The sequence below is a fragment of the Sulfurimonas sp. genome (genome assembly GCF_026196735.1).
Lineage (GTDB): Bacteria > Campylobacterota > Campylobacteria > Campylobacterales > Sulfurimonadaceae > Sulfurimonas.
Genome location: NZ_JAPHUF010000007.1, coordinates 315,420 through 335,022, shown reverse-complemented (window position 1 = coordinate 335,022; position 19,603 = coordinate 315,420). Strand labels below are relative to the sequence as shown.

Sequence of the window (19,603 nt, the reverse complement as noted above, 5' to 3'; positions counted from 1 at the left end):
AAAAGGATTTATTATTAATGCTACAATAAACGGCGTAAATAAAATAAAAATGGAAACCAAATGCCATTTTCAAAACTAGGACTATCTGCAAAAATACAAAACGCGCTTAAAAAAAGTGGCTATACAAAACCGACACCGGTACAAGAAAAAGTTATCCCTCTTGTACTTGAGCACAAGGATGTTATGGCTATGGCTCAGACAGGAAGCGGAAAGAGTGCTAGTTTTGTTTTGCCGATTTTAGAACTTTGGTCAAAAAATGTCGGTGAGGGTAAAGCAAAGATAAAAGCATTAGTTCTGACACCTACTCGTGAGCTTACACTTCAAGTTGCGGATACTTTTAATACATTTGGTGCAGATTTAGATAGAAAACCAAAGGTGGTTAGTGTTATTGGTGGCGAGAGTCTTGGAGATCAGATTTTTGCTATTCAAAAAGGGTGTGATATTTTGGTGGCGACATCCGGAAGACTGCTTGATGTTTTTACAAAAAAACAGATGAACCTCTCTCACCTTGACTTTTTTGTTCTTGATGAAGCAGATAAAATGCTAAATCTTGGTTTTTCTGAAGAACTTGAAGTAATACTCCAAGAGATACCCAGTAAGCGTCAAAATCTTCTATTTTCAGCAACCTACCCTCAAAAGATTTTGGATATTGCTTCTAGAATCACTCAAGAGCCTGTTCAAATCACGATAGAAAATAAAGTACCGACAGTTGAGAGTGTTACTCAGCGTGTCATAGAAGTAAATCGTGAAAATCGAGGTCCACTGCTAAGATATTTACTTGATACAGAGAAGTGGGAACAGGTACTTGTATTTATGGCAAATAAAAGAGCTACAGACAATATAGCTGCAAAGTTCATAAAGTATGGCTATTCGGCAGAATCATTTCACGGTGACCTTTACCAAGATGAGCGCACACAGACTCTAAATGATTTTAAGAGTAAAAAAATCCGTATTTTATTTGCAACAGATATTGCTGCGAGGGGTCTTGATATTAACGATATCACATGTATAATCAACTTTGATCTGCCACGCTCACCAACAGACTATATACATCGCATAGGCCGTACTGCAAGAGCTGGTAAATCAGGAATAGCTATCTCGTTTGTATCTCATGAGGATAAAGACCATTTTGGCATTATAGAGAAAAAATGTAAGGTAAAACTAACACCTGAGCAGATAGAAGGGTTTGAACTAAAAGGAGAAGCTCCTAAAAAACTAAAAGGTCCGGCACCCGTCAAAGGCAAAAGCAAAAGTAAAAAAGATAAGCTTAGAGAAAAAGCTCTACAAAAAGCAAATAGATAGCTATAAGTTTTTGAAGTCTCTTCTTTCATCTTTGAATATTAGTTTTAGTAGTGCAGGAGCAAGCAAGATATCTGCTATAAGAGCAACAATAATAGCCCCTCCAGTCAATATACCAAAGTTTACAATGTTACTCATCGTAGCAAATATATAAACATAAAAACCAAGAGCTAAAACAATAGTCGTTGCTATCATCGCCCTACCAGTTCCCAGCATAGTCTCTTCTATGGCTTTTTTAGCACCTAAACCTTGATTGTGATATCTTGAAAAGTTATGAAAGAAGTGAACCGTATCATCAACAGACAGACCGATTATAATCGCTCCTATAAGCATAGTAAACATATCCAGCGGCATACCGGTTACATTCATAAATGCCAAAGTCATAACAACCGGTAAAATGTTTGGAATCATACTTACAAGACCAACTTTCACACTTCCAAGCAGTATAATCATTATAAGAGAGATAAGAATAAATGCAGTTACATAACTAGAAACAAGGGTGTTTCCGGCTGCTACTATCGTTCTATGAAAAAGTGGTATCATTCCCGTTATTGTAATATCTACGCTCTCGCCTAATTCACTTCTCAAAAGCGATCGAAGTTCCTCGTTTAGATCACCATATTCACCTGCTTCTACCCATTTCAACTTAAAGGTCAATCTTGTTTTAGAGAAGGATGAATCAACAAAATCTTCCAAATCGTCACTGCCGCTGTTTTCAAAAAGCAAAAACTCTTGCGGTATCAGAGCGTCATTATCTGTTATAACATAGTAATTCTGCCTGTTTTCATGCAAAGCTCTGTGAATCTCTTTTAAGACTTCAGCAACACTCCATCCCTTACCCACAAAATATTTGTCATTTTCTATGGCTTCAGCTTTTTTGCGGACTAAATCTATTTTTTGTAAAAGTTCTGAATCATAAAGCCCATTCTCTTTTTTTGTATCTATAATAACTTCCATAGTTACGGAGCCTTTAAGTTCCTTATCAAACAGCTCTGTAGATATTCTGACTGACGAGCTCTCAGGCAGCCAACTAAGGGATTCGTGTTCTAACTTGATACCTGCAGCAAAGTAAACAGAGGCAACAAAAACAGCGATACCAAGAAGCACAATCGTTTTAGCATGGTTAAAACTAAAATTAGCAATAAAGATTAAAAATTTATCCATCCGCATAGAGCTATTTAAATGATTCATTTTTGCAGGTTTAATAGGCAGCACCGCCAATATCGTCGGCAGTAAAACAATAGTATTAATTAAAGCTATCATTATACCAATAGCAGCAAATATGCCCAAGTCAGCCACAGGAGCCAGTTCAGCAATACCAAACGACAGAAGTCCGGCTGCTGTTGTTATTGATGTCATAATAATTGCCAAACCGGAGTGTCCCAAAGCATAGGAAATAGCTTTTTCTTTTGAGCCATTTTCGTTAAAGTGCTTGTAAAATATCACGAGCAGGTGTACTGTAGCTCCAATGCCCACAGCCAGAAGAAATGATGGAAGTATCTGAGTTGGTATTGTAAATGGTGTACCTGACAGCGACATGACACCTACAGTGCTTAACAATGAGATTAAAACTATAAAAATTGGAAGAACTACTCCGCTAAGGCGACGAAAAACAATAAAAAGAAAAATAAGCATCATCAACAAAACAAGTTTTACAAACTTTTGCATATCTGTTTGAATAGATTTTTTAATAAAATCATTCACAGCCATTGACCCTGCTAAATAAACCTCAAAATCTTCAGAATTATATTTCTGTGCAATTTCATTTGCGTAATTAAGCATCTCTCCTTTTGACTCATCGGTTAAAAACTCAAACTCCTCTTGTACGATTGATTCATCGGCAAAGCCTTCAAGCTCATCACCATCAACAGAGTTTTCATAAGCACTTGGTTCTATAATAATAGTAGTCAAGGTTTTGTCTTCATTAAATAGAAGATTTTTATAAAGTTCATTATTTACGGCTATGTTTTTAATTTTTTTTAACTCAACTTCATTTTGAGGCCAGTTTTCAAATAGATCTTCAACGATAAGAATATCGCCCTCACCTCTTGTATTTCTTGCATTAATAAGTGAATTTATATCATTGAGATGCGGAATATTGTTTTTTAAATCTACATGTAGTTCTTTAAGCTTATGTAAAAAATCTATATCAAATATATCTTTTGTTTTAACAGCCAAAAAAATCATCTCATCTTGACCAAACTGTTTTTTAAACTCTTCGTAGCGTGTTAAAGCAGGATCGTATTTGTGCAAGAAGCCTTCTGTAGAGGTATCTATAGTTATTTTTGGTACATTTGAAATGATAATCATACTTAGTGTCAATATGATAAAGATTATTTTTTTAGGATGTAGAGCAATTGTAACGCCCATTTTTTCTAAAAACGATTCAGTTTTGATTCGCCAGCTCATATCTATCCTTAATCAAAAACTATAAGTAATATCTGCAAAAACCCTGTCGTTATCTTTTATGGCGTCCATGAACACTTTGTCTCCACCTATGTAGTCAACTATTCCAAGGTTTAAACTCAAAGCTTCTGCAAGTTCATAATCAACCCAAACTCTAGCAAAACCTCCGTTCTCCCACTCTGAGCCAAACATACTTATTAGAGCATTTGCATTGATGGTTTCGTTCTCAAAAGAGCGAGTAAGCCTAATAGCCGTTTGCATCTCATCTTTATCTACATAATCAGCTTGATTTTTCATCTGCGCTTCATACTCAAAGATATGTCTGTTTGCAACCTCTAAAGAGATTACGGTGTCGCGAAAACCAGAGTAGTCAAAACCCACTAAAAAATCCAAACGATTTTTTTTGTCTGCTGTTGTATTGTAACCCACTCCGCTCAAATACACTGCTTCAGCCTTGTAAAGCCAGCTTCCGTCTGCTATGTTTACAGCAGAGCCTAGCATGTCTACTTTGTTTACTATTCTCGTTGTGTCTGTTAGAGCTACACTGCCCTGAACATGGTCAAAATGCCACTTCTGATCAAGTACATGTGCAGCGTAAAAAGACAGATCCCAGCCTGAAAATGTACCGTTTGCAGCAAAAGCATACTGCATGTTGTCAAAAGAGTTACTAGGTGTCTCAAGATTTAAAAATGGATCCGGTGCAACTGCAAACATGCTATCTACCGGAAAAAATTCACTTCTTGGCGGTGCTTCATGCATAATTCTGTTTTCAAAAATGCTCATAAAAGAAAAATTCCAGTCTCCACTGTAATAATCAAGCTTAGCCATAGTAACGCTTAGTCTCAAATCTTCTATATCTGTCATACCCGGCAGGCGGTTGTCAAGAGGATTAATCACATCTGTTACTCTTATGGTGTCGGATTTTCCCCAAATGACGATTTGACGGCCTATCTTTACATCTATATTAGAAGTAATCTTACCTTGAATATAAGTATCATCAAGCCTTAGCTGAGTTTTGTAATCATCTTTTATATCTTTACTGTAGTCATTGTGCGAATACATGTCATAAATGGCGTCATAAAACACATTTGCACTTATTCGTACCTTCCAGTTATCTGAAAGCTTGCCGTCAAGTTGAAGATATAGTGATGTTTGAGCTTGATTTATACCAGAGTATTCAATACCATCAACACTATGTTTTTTATATCCAACAGAGGTTTTAAAAGCTAAATCACCACTAAGTATAAAGTCATTTTCTTCTTTTTGTATCGGCAATACTTCTTTGGTAATTATCTCTTGCCCAAAACCACCTAAATCATCCTCTATTGACTCGTTTGCGAAAATATTTGCAGATAAAATAACAGCAATGATATAAAATGAAACAAGAGATTTTTTTGCCATTTTTACGGACCGACCTCAAGTGTGCGAGTGGTAAAAAGCGACTCTTTTAAATCTTGATTATATTTTATATCCGAGAAATCAAGAACAGTTTTATGAAGAGTCTTTTTCCCTTTTTTCGTCACCATCTGAATCTTTGTAGTTGTCCAAATACCTTCAATTTTTTCAAGGCCTGTAACCATCATATATTTTAGTTTTTTACCTATTTTAATGTAGTTTAGTGCTTGAATTATTACAAAGTTGTCTTGTCTTACAAAAACAATAGATTTAGTATATCCGGTTTCATCTATAGTCTTTTGAGTTTTAGGAGTAACCAGCATCTGCCAAGTCTTATGACCATTTACAACAGGCTCTTTCATAATTTCATATGTATAGTCCTCTACATTTCTTGAAGTCATATCGGAGTATGTAAAATCACTGCCCATAAACGATGAACTTTTATCACTAGAAGCGATTCTTTTTACTTTTTTAAGCTCTGGCAGATATAACCATTGATCATCATCTTTTGAGCTGTCCTCATAGTCGTATGTCAAAAAACCTGTATCTTTAACATCTGCGGGAGATAAGAAAAACATTAACTTTAGCGTGTCTTCACCTTTATCTTTTGCGTATGTGTCTAGCAAACGGACTCTCTCATGTCCGTTTTTATCTATAAGCGTCATCTTCATTTTCGATGTTACATTGTCACCCTCGTCTCTGTCATGCACTTTTTGTGCTATTTCTACTCCGCTAAGAGCAAAAAGGGGCGTTAATGAGAGTAAAGTTACCAACAGTGTTTTTAAAATCATTTGTTTTCCTTAGATATAAGTTTTAATAGAGCCGGAGCAAGTAATATGTCTGATAGTAAAGCAATAATAATTGCACTACCGGTTAGTATTCCAAAGTTTACAAGGTTGCTCATGGAAGCAAACATGTAGATATAAAAACCTAAAGACAAAACAATAGTAGTTGCTATCATAGCCCTGCCCGTGCCCATCATTGTCTCTTGTATAGCTTTTCTCACACCTACACCGCTGGCATGATAGCGCGAGTAGTTGTGAAAGAAGTGCACAGTATCATCAACTGACAAACCTATAATAATCGCTCCGATAAGCATAGTGAATATATCCAAGGGCATATTTGCAATATTCATTATTGCCAGCGTCATGACAACCGGTAAAACATTTGGCAGCATACTGACTAAGCCAACTTTTACACTTCCTAGTATAGCTATCATTATAAGCGTAATGAGCACAAAGGCAGTAACATAGCTAGAAGCCATTGAACTCATAGCTGCCACAAGCGTTCTTTGAAACAATGGAACCATACCTGTTATAGTAATATCAACATCATTTCCCAGCTCAGCTCTCAATATAGTTTCAAGCTCGCTACCAAGCTCACCGTACTCACTTGCTTCCATCCATGGCAGTTTCAATGTCATTCTCGCTTTTGAAAACGATGAATCAACCAAATCTTCCAAGTCATCACTTCCGCTGTTTTCAAAAAGTAAAAATTCTTGAGGTATAAGAGCGCTATTGTCTGTAATAGCATAATACTCTTGCTTATTTTCATGCAAGGCTCTGTGAATCTCTTTTAAAACTTCAGCAACACTCCATCCTTTTCCTACAAAATAGTTGTCATTTTCTATCATTTGAACTGTTTTTCTTGCATTATCAAGGTTTTGCAGCAGTATCGAGTTATAAAGTCCATTCTCTTTTTTCGTATCTATTATCACTTCCATAGTTACAGAACCTCTAAGTTTGCTGTCCACTAGAGCCGTAGCAACCCTTGCATGAGATGTTTCTTCCAGCCAACTAAGAGGATCATGCTGAAATTTGACACCCGTTGCAAGATATAAACTAACAACAAAAATCACAACACCTGTAGCTGCTATGGACTTAGCATTGTTGATACTAAAATCAGCAATCGAAACTAATAACTTATCCATCTTCAAAGATTTTTGCACATGTTTGTCTTTTGCCGGCCTAATAGGAATTGCCGCTAACATCGCCGGTAATAAAATTATTGTATTTACAAGTGCAATCATTATCCCGATAGCTGCAAAAATACCCAAGTCAGCAATAGGAGCAATCTCTGCAGAAGCAAAAGATAGAAGTCCGGCAGCTGTTGTTAGTGATGTCATAATAATCGCCAACCCAGAGTGTCCCAACGCAAAAGCAATTGCTTCTTCTTTTGAGCCATGCTTATTAAAGTGCTTAAAAAACATTGCAAGCAAGTGAACGGTAGCACCGATGCCAACAGCTAAAAGAAATGATGGAAGTATCTGCGTAGGTATAGTAAAAGGCGTGCCAGACAGCGACATAACGCCAACTGTTGTAAGCAAAGAGATGAAAACAATAAAGATTGGAAGAACGACACCGCTAACACGGCGAAACACTACAAATAAAAATATAATCATCATCAAAAGTGCCAGTTTGACGAACTTTTGCATATCTTTTTGTATAGATTTTTTAATCAAATCATTAACGGCCAAAGAACCGGCTAAATATACTTCAAAATCATCAGATTTATATTTTTGTGCTATCTCATAAGCCTTTCTAGACATCTCACTCTTTGATTCATCAGTTAAAAATTCAAGTTCCTTTGCAGGTGCACTATCATCGCTAAACCCTGCTAAATCATCTCCACCCTCACTATCCTCATAAGCACTTGGCTCTATGATAATAGTTGTCAAAGTCATGTCATCATTAAAAATAAGATTTCTGTAAAGTTCACTGTTTAGTGCTATTTCTTTTATGTTTTTTAGCTCTGCTTCATCTTTTGGCCAGTTTTCAAACAGGTCTTCAACTATAAGCCGATCACCCTCACCTCTTGTATTTCTGGCATTGATAATTGAGTTTATATCATTTAAATGCGGAGTGTTGTTTTTTAAATCTACATGTAGCTTTTTTAACTTTTTCAAAAAATTTATATCAAATATATCTTTTGTTTTAACAGCCAACAGTATCATCTCATCTTGGCCAAACTGCTTTTTAAACTCTTCATACCTGATTAAAGCAGGATCATCCTTATGCAAAAAGCCTTCAGTTGATGTATCTATGGTAATCTTTGGAACATTTGAAATAATTGCAAGACTTAACACTAAAGTTATTAAAATGATTTTTTTTGGATTTCTTGCAATAATTAAACCCATTTTTTCTAAAAAAGATTCTGTTTTATTTCTCCAGTTCATAAGACTCCTGATTTTTTAATTATATATCTGTAATGAAGTTGTTATTTAGTCTTGCTCAACTTCATTCTCTTCAAAAAATCCAAAATCTTCTTCCTCGCTGCTTTTTTGAGCCTCTAAAATGTCGTCTATAAGCTCTTTGCACTCATCTTCTTCAATATCCCCATTCTCTATATCTTCTAAAACATCTTGCAAATCAGCTTTGAATTCACGAAGTTCTTCAATCTCTTCTTTTGCATCTTCGCTTGCTTCTTTGTTGTCAGCAATTTCTTCAAATATTTCGTCTAATCTCTCATCTAAATCAGGGATAACGCTCTTTGTTAGTAACTCTTGTAGTTTTTGTGCATAAGACATAAAACACCTTTTATAATTTTAATTTTGTAATTATACTCTATATAATAGTATAATCTCTAAATAACATTAAATAAAAAGCAGAAACCACAATGAACTTTTACGCTTGCATAATTGCCACTGAGATACTTAATGGTCGCCGAATAGATAAACATTTTGAGTTTTTAAAAAATGCTCTTGCTAAATACGGGCATGAACTAACCGCTTCATTTATTATTAAAGACAATGAAGAGCTTATTAAAAATATATACACTCTTATAAAAAATGACAAAAAATCAGTTATGTTCTCATTTGGAGGAATAGGCTCTACTCCAGATGACTTGACTAGGGCTATTGCTGCAGAAGTTTTCACATCAAAACCACTTCAAAGACATAAAAAATTTGAGCAGGATATAGTAGATAGATTTGGCGACGAGGCATATCCACACAGAATTTACATGTCAGATTTGCCTGTAGACTCAAGTTTGCTATTTAATCCTGTAAACAACATGTCAGGATTTTCTCTGAAAAACAGATATTTTTTTGTTCCGGGATTTCCGCAGATGGCACACCCTATGATTAGTGCAGCAATTGAGGAATTTTTTAGTGAACCAGATGAAAAATACAGACTGACTCTGCTTGCACAAACCAGTGAAAACACCCTTGTATCCGTTATGAAAGAGATTCCTTCAGATATAGAACTATCTTCTTTACCTATACTAGGCGAAGATAAAGTCTCTGTTGAGATATCACTATGTGCTTCAGACAAGTCACATGTACAAAACAATTTTAATCTTTTTACAAAGTATCTAAACGAGTTAAAAATCCCCTACAGCTTAATATAATCATGCACATGTCGATATTTACTACATAAGTAAAAATCAAGGAAATTCATCATGTTAATTTGGTTATTGGCACTATTATTGCTAAGTGTATCCATATATGTTGTCTATCGTTTTTCTTTTTGTGACAAAAAAGCAAAAAACAATAAAGTCGATGATCATTATACATTTAAAATTTAAGAGGCAAATATGGCTAACATGAGAAACAACCATGCTTTTAAAGGGCACAAAACATTACTTGGAGCAAGGTTTGTAACCTACGGAGAACTAGAACTTTCACTGAGAAATGATTTATATTCTGAATCAAAAAATGGCTTTGATTGGGGTCATACCGGTCCTGCTGCGAGACAATTGGCATTTTCAATCCTGTATCAACTCTCCAATGAAGAGTTTGCTAAAACAAATGTTCTAAATTTTACCAATGAAGTTATAAAAAATATGAACAGCAGAGATTGGGTCTTAAGTGCGTCAGAAGTATTGGACTGGATAGATGAAAACACTACAAAAACAGAAGTAAAAAAAGAGCCTGAGGATATCCTTGTTTTAGAGCCGCAAAAACGAAAAAAAAGATCTAAAGCAAAGGCAAATATAGTTAAAGAAGTTTGTAGTGAACTGCAAATCACACAAAAACATCTTGCTAATATACTTGAAGTTCCAGAAGGTACGGTTAGCAGTTGGGCAGTTAAAAATGAAATACCTAGACTAGGGAAAAAAGCAATAGAATTTTATATACAGAGTCAAAAAAATAAAAAAATTGTAGAGAGTTACAAAAGTTTTGTAAATCTGCTTCAAGCATCTTAAGGACTATAATGCAGCCAAAAGATGAAGTAACAAGAAGTTTATTAATAGATAAAAAAACATGGGATGAAGCTATGAAGTACTCTAGAAATAGGTACAAGATGAGTCTCAGTAAAGTTGTTGAAGCACTTCTTCAAGAGTGGCTAGCTAAAGAAAAGCGCAAACCTCTTGATGATGAGAGACAAGGCAAATTTTTTGATTAAGAGTTTTTATCTAGCATAAGAAGTGTTTTTAGGACTGTTTTCATCGTAATCAAGTAATCCTAAAATACTTTTTTTATTCATCTTTCTTGCAAAATCAATAACACTAATTCCTTTTGAGTCAACCGCATTTTTGTCAGCACCCTTTTCTATCAGCAACTTGGCTACCTCAATTCTTCCATAGCATGCAGCAGCCATTAGGGGAGTAAACCCGCTTTTTCTTCGTGTTGCATTTACATCTATGCCCTCATCTATTAAATATTTAACCATGTCTAAATTATCGTAAGTAATTGCCATGTCAAAGATACTCACACCCTCTTCATCAAAGTCGTACGCATCTGCACCGGAATCTATTAGAAGCATCAACAAGTCCATATCACACCCATACCTAAGAGCATGAGCTAAAACAGATTCACCGTTTTCATTGGCATCGTTTACATCTAATCCATCTTTTATATGTTTTTTAACACTTAAGTAGTCGTTGTTTTTTAAAAATTCTATCCAGGTATGCATAGCCATGTTTTTTCTTTTTTATATAAATTTAGTTATTAAAACCTAGAACGATAGTATATATAAATTCTTGTTAGTAGTTTTTAAGTATAATGCGACCAATAAATTACTTAAGCGAGAATTCATGGAAATAATTGAAACAACAGATGCTTTTAAAGCACTTATAGAAAATATCAAATCATCTACTAAAGGCTATAAAGATCCTTTAGCTTTTGGTATATGTAGAGTAGATTTCGGACAGCTAAATATTGAAAAAACTCTTCAGGCAACTTACCCTCTAGTAAACTGGAATGAGAATTTTGGAAGTGCTGCTATTTTTATAAAAGCACTAGCAGAACAAGGTATTGAAGTAGATTTTAATGAGAGTGAAGTTGTGTGTAACATCAATGCTGCGTTCTTAAAGAGCTGTTTAAATGCCTTCACTCCTTATGCGGATGAAGCTTACGGAGATGCTCACAAAAATATTCAAGTTGTATCTGCACTTTACAATCAAATCATGAATAGCGGTTCTTTAGAAGGCGAGTTTAAAGTAACATTTATATTTGCTGATGAAGCACTAAAAAGCGTTGAAGCGTCATACCTAAAACTATATGCGATGAGTCAAGCAAAAGTTGAACTAAGAAGCATCAACCTTAACGGTGCTTTTGGAGCTCTTCCAAATGTAGCTTGGTCAAACGGTCAGCCAATTGAGCTTGAGTACCTTCGTGAGTTTGAAATTGAACTAAAATTAGCAAATGAATATCCTCATATTGACTTTGTAGATAAATTCCCAAGATTCCTTCAGCACATCATTCCTGCTGATAACACTAGAATCCTTGACACTTCAAAAGTTAGATTTGGTGCTCAGCTAGCAGCCGGAACGACTGTAATGCCAGGTTCTTCTTATATTAACTTCAATGCCGGCACAACCGGACCGGTTATGGTTGAGGGACGAATTTCAAGTTCTGCAATCGTTGGCGCAGGAAGTGATGTTGGTGGTGGAGCTTCTATCCTTGGTGTACTAAGTGGAACTGACGGAAACCCTATCTCTATTGGTAAAAACACACTTCTTGGAGCAAATTCAACTTGTGGTATTCCATTGGGTGACGGCTGCATTATCGATGCAGGTTTAGCAATTCTTGAAGGTACTAAAGTAGGTATTTACCCTGCTGAGCTTGCTAAAATTCAAGAAGTAAATAAAGGTTTAACTATGGAAGGTGAAATCTTTAAAGGAAAAAGCCTAGCTGGACTTCACGGTCTTCACTTTAGACAAAACTCTATGACCGGTGAGATTACAGCTTCTCGTTCAACCAGAGAGATTAAGCTAAACGCCGATCTTCACTAGATATATCTCTTTTCATACGCCCTGAGTAAAACGAAGAAGTACTCTTGGGGTGTAGAATACTTTTCTATATGTAAAAAACTACTTCAAATAAATAACCATACTTTTAGCTTCTAACTATTATAATTTACAGCTGATAAGGAGTGTACAAATGAATATATCAAACAATATCTCATCTATACAAGCTCACCAAACCATGATGAACAACAATGCGCACAATGTTGCAAATGTAAATACGGATAAGTTTAGACCGACAGATACGGTGATGTCAGAGACTGGAAGTTCTGTTACTGCCAACAGCCGTAAAACAGATGATACAGGCTCACAAAAGAGTCAAACTGATTTATCTAAAGAGATTCCAGACCAGATGATAGTACAAGGCGCAACATCTGCAAATGTTTCTGCCATTCAAACACAAGATGAAATGTTTGGCTCGCTTTTAGACATAAAAGCTTAATCTTCTTTAGGGTGCTTCGTAAAAGTATTCATACTTTTTAAATTTCGAAGTATCTCTGAGTCTTCATCGTAATTTTCTTGATTTTTTCCTAATCTTAGAGTGCTAAATATCGGCTTACCGATCACTACTCTGCCGTCTACATCATCTTTTTTTGTCTTGATTCCCCAAGTGTTGTGAAAGACTATAATTTCATCATTATAAGTTCCAACATACAAAACTATATGTCCTTTTTTATACAAAAATGTCTCAAATGGAACAGCTTCATCTTTTATGAGTTTTATCTTCTCTTCGTCACTGAGATTTTCAAGTGATACTACTTTTCCTACTTTACTCTGCTGATACGAATTTCTAGGAAGCCAGATGCCAAAGGGAGCGTACATATCTCTAAGCATTGAAGAGCAATCTCTTTGCCCATACATTCCGCCCCAACCATAGTTTGTTTTAGAGACTTCAGAAACAATTTTATTTATATTGTGCTCATTAAACTTCAGTATGCCTTTTTTAGCTATATCTTTAGATATTTTAGATTTTGTATAAAGTGGTTTTGAATGTTTATATGATGAGACGGTAAGTATTGTATATGTATCCGTATTTTCTTGTATCAATGCGAACATCATCCCTATCTTTGACTTAAACAAAAAGTTTCCGTTATTGTCATATATTGGAACATCTTCTTTTACAATGCTGACTTGTTGTGCTTTTTGCCACAAATCACTATATGCTTGATCTATTATAACTATTTCATCCGATTTAACCCAACCTGATGCAAAACTACTAAAGATATATACCCACTCTCTGTCTTTAGAATAGTGTGAAATAAATATTGGTTTATTTGCAGAAATTGTGCTGTTTTGCATATAATCAAACGGAAAGCCTTCTCCTGCAAGAGTTGGATCCATTAAAAGCGGTTTTATTGTTGGAAAAGTTCTAATATCAATATTATTCAATGTAACTGCATTTTTATTTACTGTTGCATATGTATCAAAGTTTGCATTTTCCAGCATATAGTCAAAAAAACTCTTCTCCAATAACTGAAAGTTCTCTCCATAACTTTCACCAAAACTAAATGATGAAAAAGGCCATTTAATAGAGTTTAAGGTTTCTGGCACATCGTTAATATTCCATATTCTAAAATAATATTTTTCATATTTTTCCTGAGTAGTGTCAAATACTGCATTTTTAGAGATATGTTGTGAGTATTGTGTAACATCTTGTGGTATGTTGATCAAGTCAGATATTTGTATGACTTTTTTTGGAACTTTTACCGATACTTCTTCTAAAGTAAGGTTTTCATCAGTTTTAACCGCAATCTCTTTAACAGGAGTTATTACATCTACTTGTATTTGCTCTTTAACCGTACAGCCGACAAGTATAACAATAGATAAAATTATAAAAACATATTTCAATTAAAAACCTTTAGTCAACTTCACCAAATCTACTAACTACTCTACCTATAACTTCAATCTCTCTTGGGTCAAGCGTTTGTGTTGAATAGACTTCATTATCAGATATTATATCTATTTTTCCGTCTATTCTTTTTTGAACTCTCTTTATAAACAAGCCTGCTTCTGTTCTTATGGTAAAGACACCGCCTCTTTGAAGGTCAGTCTTACTTCTATTGATAAAGACTATGTCATTGTAGCTAAAAGTAGGCTCCATAGAATCACCGGAGACATTAATAGCTTCTATATTTTGAAGCTCTCTCTCACCTCCAAGCATCTGGACAAATTCATGCGGTATTTCTATCTGTTGAGCATCTTCATACTCATTCTCTCCGCCTCCACCGGCAGATGCATTTACATCATTAAAGTATTTAACCATAAAAAATTTGTTTGTTGCATCAATAAGGCTTTCTGGTGATTGGCCATATAGCATCCAGTTAATTGATATGGACTTTAATGCACAAAAATCTAAAAGCTCACCAAAAGGAATTTTATTTCTTTTTTTCATAGTTGCAAAGTTCATTTGACTAATGCCTAACAGATCGGCAACATCTTTATCAAATATTTTTTTACCATTATATTCAGCAGAAACAATACTCTTAACTTCTTCTATGATTTCTAAAAAGTTTTTCATGACATTTCCTTTATTTTTAATTCAAATACACCAAATTATAATACTTTTTTGCAATAATGTCAAAGATTATATGACAAAATGCAATATTTTTAATATTAATATAAATTTATGTGTACTATTTAACAATTAATTAAAGGATTTGAAATGACAATCATTGTAAAAAATGCACAAAGTCTATTAGAGAGATTTGAAAATAGTTTAGAAAAATGGGCAGAGAGAGTTTTTTAATAGTTTAGCTTTATTTATCTTTGTTTTGTTCAGTAGATTTTTTTTTATTCATATCATTCTCTGCTTCACGAGCTGCTGATTTATTTTTATGATATCCGCCAAAAATAAAAATCATAAAGAGTACAAAAAGAATAATCATCACTCCATCAATAAATCCACCCATCAACTGTCTCCAAATGTAGAGTAATTTTGTCTGACTGCATCATAAAGAACTATACCTGTACTTATAGCGAGATTTAGACTTCTACCGTCTTTAGTCATTGGTATAGTGATATTTTGCTCTTTGTATGCATTTAAAATATCCTCAGGAATTCCTGCTGTTTCACTACCAAAAAATATAAAATCACCCTCTTTAAACTCTGCTTCAAAGTATGGTCTATCTGTTTTAGTTGTTGCAAAATGAGCATTTGTGGTTATTTCATTCTTTTGAAAAAATTCATCAATTGACTCCCATACATGTAAGTCCAGTTTCTCCCAATAATCTAAGCCGGCTCGCCTTACTGCTTTTTCATCAATATCAAAGGCTATTGGTTTGATAATATGCAAAGATGCACCGGCATTTACACACAATCGTCCAATAGCACCGGTATTATTTGGTATTTGTGGGTTTACAAGAACAAGGTTAAACGACATGTTAAAAGATTACAGTCTTGTTGGCATATACAAAAATTCTATCTTCGAGTGCTAATTTTAAAGCACGCGAAAGGACTACTTTTTCCACATCTTTACCGGAGCGCTGCATATCTTTCCAGCCATAAGCATGGTCTACATGTATAACTTCTTGAGCTATAATCGGACCTTCATCAAGGTTATTGTTTACAAAATGCGATGTAGCACCAATAATCTTAACACCTCTATCATAAGCCTGTTTATAAGGATTTGCACCAATAAAAGCAGGTAAAAATGAGTGGTGGATATTGATTATTTTATCTTCATAAGCTTCTACAAACCTAGGAGTTAAAATTCTCATATATTTTGCTAAAACAATATAGTCAATATCTTTGTATCCTGCTAAACATTCAAGTATTTTACTCTCATGTGTTGCTCTGTCTAAACCTACATGTGAAATTGTAATAAAAGGAATATCAAACTTTTTTACAAAAGATTCTAAATCATCATAGTTAGATATTACAGCAAGTATATTTGCTTCAAGCTCTCCAGCTTCATGACGAACAAGAATATCACCAAGTGCATGCATCTCTTTTGTAGCCATAATGATTATGTTTTTCTTCTTTGGTTCTATTACTTCAATATTTGCATTTGAAGGTATAGCCTCTGAGATTTCTTTTTTTAATTTTTTAAGCTCAATATCACCATCAACAACACTTCTCATAAAAAACTTATTGTTCTCTTTATCAACAAACTCGCTGTTTGAAAGCATATTTAAGTCATTTTTGTAAAAAACTGTAGATACTTTATGAACTAGACCTTTTTCATCATCTGTATCTATAAGCACTCTGTATTGACTCATTATTTATGACCTTTTTCAAGTTCTTCGACTCTTGTATCTATACTAACGAGCATATACTCTAAAAAATTCAATGTCATATCTACTTTTGCTTCTATATTAGTATTGTTTGGTGCTTGAAAACCTTCAAAGAGTACAAGAAGTCTTTCTCTCATTGAATTTAAAAAAATCATCTCATTATCAGAACCTTTTTCTTCTGTTAACAAAGTATCAGAAAAAACTTGAGATTCTGTTTGAATTACGGGGCTGGATTCTTCTCTTGGCTTAACTTCAATATTGTTTTTTGGCTTTATATCGTCGTTTTGTTTATTTACATCTTCCATTTCTGCCAAAGTAGAAAGTATTACATCTTTTAATTCCATGACTTCAATAACCACCTTTCAAATTCGTTAAACTCAACATCACCGTCCATTTTTAAAAAAAACTCTTTCATCTGTGTATTTACATTTAAAAACTTTTTTCTCATTCCAGAGAGTCTTCTTATAGCAATTTTAGCATCACCGTTAGAAGGGTCTTTTTTTAAAATCTCTTTATAAATATCAAGAGCCTCTTCTTTAAGTCCTTGAAGTTCATATATATTTGCTAAGGTTAATGTTTTCATTTTGCTACATAGTTTGCAATAATAGAACCCATTTCACTAGTTGAACAAACTTCTTTGGCATCATACTGCGCCAAATCTTTTGTTCTGTATCCCTCTTTAAGAGCTCTTTTTATAGCAGCTTCAATTTTATCTGCCGCGTCAACTTCTCCAAGAGCATATCTTAGCATCATTGATGCAGAAGATATAGTAGCAATCGGATTAGCAATTCCCTGCCCTGCAATATCAGGAGCTGAACCGTGAATTGGCTCATATACACCTATTTTCTCACCAACCGATGCAGATGGCAACAACCCGATAGAACCACATAACATAGAGGCTTCATCACTTAAAATATCACCAAAAATATTTCCTGTTAGCATAACATCAAATTGACTTGGATTTAAAACCAGCTGCATTGCAGCATTATCTACATACATGTGAGAAAGTTCTACATCCGGGTATTGAGCAGAAATCTCTGTTACAACATCACGCCACAGCTGAGATACATCTAATACATTTGCTTTATCAATTGAACAAACTCTTTTGCTTCTTTTTTGTGCTATTTTAAATGCCTGATGTGCAATACGCTCTATTTCCATTCTTGTATAGACCATAGTGTTCCAGCCTTTGTCTTCAGTACGACCTTTTGGCTCACCAAAATAGATACCGCCGATAAGCTCACGAACAACCATAATATCAACACCCTTGATAATCTCAGGTTTCAATGATGATGCGTTGATAAGCTCATCATACACAACTGCCGGACGAAGGTTTGCGTAAACTCCAAGCTCTTTACGAAATCTTAAAAGCCCGCTCTCTGGTCTCTTCTCACGAGGCAATGAATCCCATTTTTCTCCACCAATTGCCCCAAAAAGTACAGCATCACTATTTAGAGCAGCATTGATAGTCTCTTGTGGAAGCGGGTCTCCTGCAATATCATAAGCACAACCACCCATTAAAGCTTCTGTATACTCAAAATCGAAATCAAAACATGAAGAAACAGAGTCTAAAACTTTTACAGCCTCGTCTATTATCTCCGGTCCGATTCCATCACCTTTTATAAGTGTAATTTTATATGTTTTCATTATTTACTCTCCTGAGCTTTTATTTCATTTTGAGCAAAACTCATAAGTCCGCCTGCATCGATTAACTCTTGCATAAACTCTGGAATAGGTGTAAAGTTGTATGTTTTAGCCGTAGTTTTATTTGTTATAGTTCCGTTGTTCATATCAACACTAATCTCATCACCTTCATTTATCTCAGCACTCTCTTTAAGTTCAAAGATAGGTAGTCCCATGTTGAATGCATTACGATAAAATATTCTTGCAAAAGTAGGTGCGATTACTGCGGCAACACCGGCAGCTTTTAAAGCGATTGGTGCGTGTTCACGCGAACTGCCACAACCAAAATTTTCTCCGGCAACTATAACATCCCCAACACTCATTTTAGTTACAAACTCTGGGTCTGCATCTTCCATAACATGCTTTGCTAGTTCCTCGGGAACTGAAGTGTTTAAATAACGAGCCGCTATGATTAAATCTGTGTCTATATCTTTACCGAATTTCCAAACTTTACCATCAATATTTGCTTTTTGCATATAAATTCCTAACTATATTTTCTAATTTAATTTTGCGATTATATCTAAAATGTGATTGTAGTTTTATAAAATGATATTGCTAAAGGGAAGCTTGCTTGATATTTAACAAATATCAAGCTTATTTATATGAAGTTATTATCTTTTGAGATTGTTCGTAGTTTGTAGCATTTCATCACTTGTGGTGATTACTTTTGAGTTAGAGTCATAAGCTCTTTGGCCTGTAATAAGATCTGTAAGCTCAACAACAAGCTCAACATTACTAAGTTCTACAAAGCCCTGTCTAAGAATACCTAAACCCTCTACACCTGGAGTACCCGCTACCGGTTGGCCGGAACTGTCAGTTTCGATGTATAAGTTATCTCCCATAGAGTGAAGACCTGCCGGATTTACAAAGTTAGTCAATTCTAATTGCCCAATTTGTGTTGCCTGTGTCTGCCCAGGCTGAACAACAGTAACGGTACCATCAGTACCTATGGTAATATTAGTCGCATCTTCAGGAATAGTCATTTGAGGAACTAACATGTAGCCATCACTATTTACAATAGCGCCATTGGCATCAATCTTCATTGCACCGTTTCTTGAGTAAACTTCTGTTCCATCCGGAAGTTCAAGTTTAAAAAACCCCTTACCGGTGATAGCCATGTCAAGTTGGTTGTCAGTCTGCTTCAAAGAACCTTCTGAAAATATCTTATTGATAGCTGTAGGGCGAGAACCTAGTCCAACTTCTATACCTGTTGGACTCTTAGTAACATCACTTGTTGAAGTACCGGCATACTCCATAACTTTGTACATCAAGTCAGCAAATTCTGCACGAGATTTCTTAAAGCCGATTGTATTAACATTGGCAATATTATTGGCTGTTGTATCTATCTGTGTCTGCATCCCTAACATTCCTGTTGAGGCAGTATAAAGTGATTGCATCAT

The 19,603-nt window shown here is 34.9% G+C and carries 22 protein-coding genes; 6 read left to right on the top strand and 16 right to left on the bottom strand.

Annotation, left to right across the window (positions count from 1 at the left end; all coding sequences use genetic code 11):
- The first annotated feature begins 60 nt into the window (after window positions 1-60).
- Window positions 61-1,302 carry a DEAD/DEAH box helicase gene (locus OQK60_RS04890; protein WP_297684672.1) on the top strand — a complete coding sequence of 414 codons (1,242 nt, stop codon included), beginning with the start codon at window positions 61-63 and terminating at the stop codon, window positions 1,300-1,302.
- Here the strand turns inward: OQK60_RS04890 and OQK60_RS04885 are convergent, their stop codons facing one another.
- Genes OQK60_RS04885 through OQK60_RS04865 form a run of 5 tightly spaced genes read right to left on the bottom strand, consistent with a single transcriptional unit; the run spans window position 1,303 to window position 8,626 of the window.
- Window positions 1,303-3,708, bottom strand: a complete 2,406-nt coding sequence (locus tag OQK60_RS04885) for an efflux RND transporter permease subunit (RefSeq protein WP_297684670.1) — start codon at window positions 3,706-3,708, stop codon at window positions 1,303-1,305. It abuts the gene before it with no gap.
- A gap of 12 nt (window positions 3,709-3,720) precedes the next feature.
- Window positions 3,721-5,106: a DUF1302 family protein gene (locus OQK60_RS04880; protein WP_297684668.1), complete on the bottom strand. Its 1,386-nt coding sequence runs from the start codon at window positions 5,104-5,106 to the stop codon at window positions 3,721-3,723.
- A gap of 2 nt (window positions 5,107-5,108) precedes the next feature.
- Entirely contained in the window at window positions 5,109-5,891 is a 783-nt protein-coding gene (locus tag OQK60_RS04875; RefSeq protein WP_297684665.1) for an outer membrane lipoprotein-sorting protein, read from the bottom strand.
- Complete coding sequence (locus tag OQK60_RS04870) at window positions 5,888-8,275, bottom strand: MMPL family transporter (RefSeq protein WP_297684663.1); 2,388 nt, start codon at window positions 8,273-8,275, stop codon at window positions 5,888-5,890. Before OQK60_RS04870 ends, OQK60_RS04875 begins: the two co-directional genes overlap by 4 nt.
- A 45-nt stretch (window positions 8,276-8,320) precedes the next feature.
- Complete coding sequence (locus OQK60_RS04865; protein WP_297684661.1) at window positions 8,321-8,626, bottom strand: hypothetical protein; 306 nt, start codon at window positions 8,624-8,626, stop codon at window positions 8,321-8,323.
- An 89-nt stretch (window positions 8,627-8,715) separates the two neighbouring features.
- Here OQK60_RS04865 and OQK60_RS04860 point away from each other — a divergent pair, with 89 nt between their 5' ends.
- The 3 genes from OQK60_RS04860 (at window position 8,716) to OQK60_RS04850 (ending at window position 10,445) form a co-directional block, all read left to right on the top strand.
- Window positions 8,716-9,447: a molybdopterin-binding protein gene (locus OQK60_RS04860; RefSeq protein ID WP_297684659.1), complete on the top strand. Its 732-nt coding sequence runs from the start codon at window positions 8,716-8,718 to the stop codon at window positions 9,445-9,447.
- 186 nt (window positions 9,448-9,633) lie between these two features.
- On the top strand, window positions 9,634-10,245 hold the full coding sequence (locus OQK60_RS04855) for a DUF6166 domain-containing protein (RefSeq protein WP_297684658.1): 612 nt from the start codon (window positions 9,634-9,636) through the stop codon (window positions 10,243-10,245).
- Window positions 10,246-10,253: 8 nt separating this feature from the next.
- A complete protein-coding gene (locus OQK60_RS04850; RefSeq protein WP_297684656.1) occupies window positions 10,254-10,445 on the top strand; it encodes a hypothetical protein in 192 nt (63 codons plus the stop codon).
- A gap of 6 nt (window positions 10,446-10,451) precedes the next feature.
- Here the strand turns inward: OQK60_RS04850 and OQK60_RS04845 are convergent, their stop codons facing one another.
- Window positions 10,452-10,961, bottom strand: a complete 510-nt coding sequence (locus OQK60_RS04845; RefSeq protein ID WP_297684654.1) for an ankyrin repeat domain-containing protein — start codon at window positions 10,959-10,961, stop codon at window positions 10,452-10,454.
- A gap of 115 nt (window positions 10,962-11,076) precedes the next feature.
- On the opposite strand from OQK60_RS04845, the gene OQK60_RS04840 reads away from it, so the two are divergent.
- Together OQK60_RS04840 and OQK60_RS04835 are read left to right on the top strand one after the other, a co-directional pair.
- Window positions 11,077-12,276, top strand: coding sequence for a tetrahydrodipicolinate N-succinyltransferase N-terminal domain-containing protein (locus tag OQK60_RS04840; protein WP_297684652.1), 1,200 nt, complete (start codon window positions 11,077-11,079; stop codon window positions 12,274-12,276).
- A gap of 148 nt (window positions 12,277-12,424) precedes the next feature.
- Window positions 12,425-12,730: a hypothetical protein gene (locus OQK60_RS04835; RefSeq protein ID WP_297684650.1), complete on the top strand. Its 306-nt coding sequence runs from the start codon at window positions 12,425-12,427 to the stop codon at window positions 12,728-12,730.
- On the opposite strand, the gene OQK60_RS04830 is transcribed toward OQK60_RS04835, so the two are convergent.
- The 10 genes from OQK60_RS04830 to flgG all read right to left on the bottom strand — a co-directional run bounded on the left by OQK60_RS04830 (window position 12,727) and on the right by flgG (window position 19,603).
- Window positions 12,727-14,136, bottom strand: coding sequence for an SH3 domain-containing C40 family peptidase (locus OQK60_RS04830; protein WP_297684648.1), 1,410 nt, complete (start codon window positions 14,134-14,136; stop codon window positions 12,727-12,729). The genes OQK60_RS04835 and OQK60_RS04830 overlap by 4 nt on opposite strands.
- 10 nt (window positions 14,137-14,146) lie before the next feature.
- Window positions 14,147-14,806, bottom strand: a complete 660-nt coding sequence (locus OQK60_RS04825; protein WP_297684646.1) for a LexA family transcriptional regulator — start codon at window positions 14,804-14,806, stop codon at window positions 14,147-14,149.
- A gap of 238 nt (window positions 14,807-15,044) precedes the next feature.
- Entirely contained in the window at window positions 15,045-15,197 is a 153-nt protein-coding gene (locus OQK60_RS04820) for a hypothetical protein (RefSeq protein ID WP_297684644.1), read from the bottom strand.
- A complete protein-coding gene (locus OQK60_RS04815) occupies window positions 15,197-15,667 on the bottom strand; it encodes a tRNA (cytidine(34)-2'-O)-methyltransferase (protein WP_297684642.1) in 471 nt (156 codons plus the stop codon). Before OQK60_RS04815 ends, OQK60_RS04820 begins: the two co-directional genes overlap by 1 nt.
- 1 nt (window position 15,668) lies before the next feature.
- Window positions 15,669-16,505: a formyltetrahydrofolate deformylase gene (gene purU / locus OQK60_RS04810; RefSeq protein WP_297684639.1), complete on the bottom strand. Its 837-nt coding sequence runs from the start codon at window positions 16,503-16,505 to the stop codon at window positions 15,669-15,671.
- Window positions 16,505-16,864, bottom strand: coding sequence for a hypothetical protein (locus OQK60_RS04805; protein ID WP_297684637.1), 360 nt, complete (start codon window positions 16,862-16,864; stop codon window positions 16,505-16,507). The genes purU and OQK60_RS04805 overlap by 1 nt, the downstream gene beginning before the upstream one ends.
- Window positions 16,855-17,103 carry a tetratricopeptide repeat protein gene (locus OQK60_RS04800; protein WP_297684636.1) on the bottom strand — a complete coding sequence of 83 codons (249 nt, stop codon included), beginning with the start codon at window positions 17,101-17,103 and terminating at the stop codon, window positions 16,855-16,857. The genes OQK60_RS04805 and OQK60_RS04800 overlap by 10 nt, the downstream gene beginning before the upstream one ends.
- On the bottom strand, window positions 17,100-18,167 hold the full coding sequence (gene leuB / locus OQK60_RS04795) for a 3-isopropylmalate dehydrogenase (RefSeq protein WP_297684634.1): 1,068 nt from the start codon (window positions 18,165-18,167) through the stop codon (window positions 17,100-17,102). The genes OQK60_RS04800 and leuB overlap by 4 nt, the downstream gene beginning before the upstream one ends.
- Entirely contained in the window at window positions 18,167-18,679 is a 513-nt protein-coding gene (locus OQK60_RS04790) for a 3-isopropylmalate dehydratase small subunit (RefSeq protein ID WP_297684632.1), read from the bottom strand. Before OQK60_RS04790 ends, leuB begins: the two co-directional genes overlap by 1 nt.
- 135 nt (window positions 18,680-18,814) lie before the next feature.
- Window positions 18,815-19,603 (bottom strand): flagellar basal-body rod protein FlgG, encoded by a 789-nt coding sequence (gene flgG / locus OQK60_RS04785; protein ID WP_297684630.1) that lies wholly within the window; start codon window positions 19,601-19,603, stop codon window positions 18,815-18,817.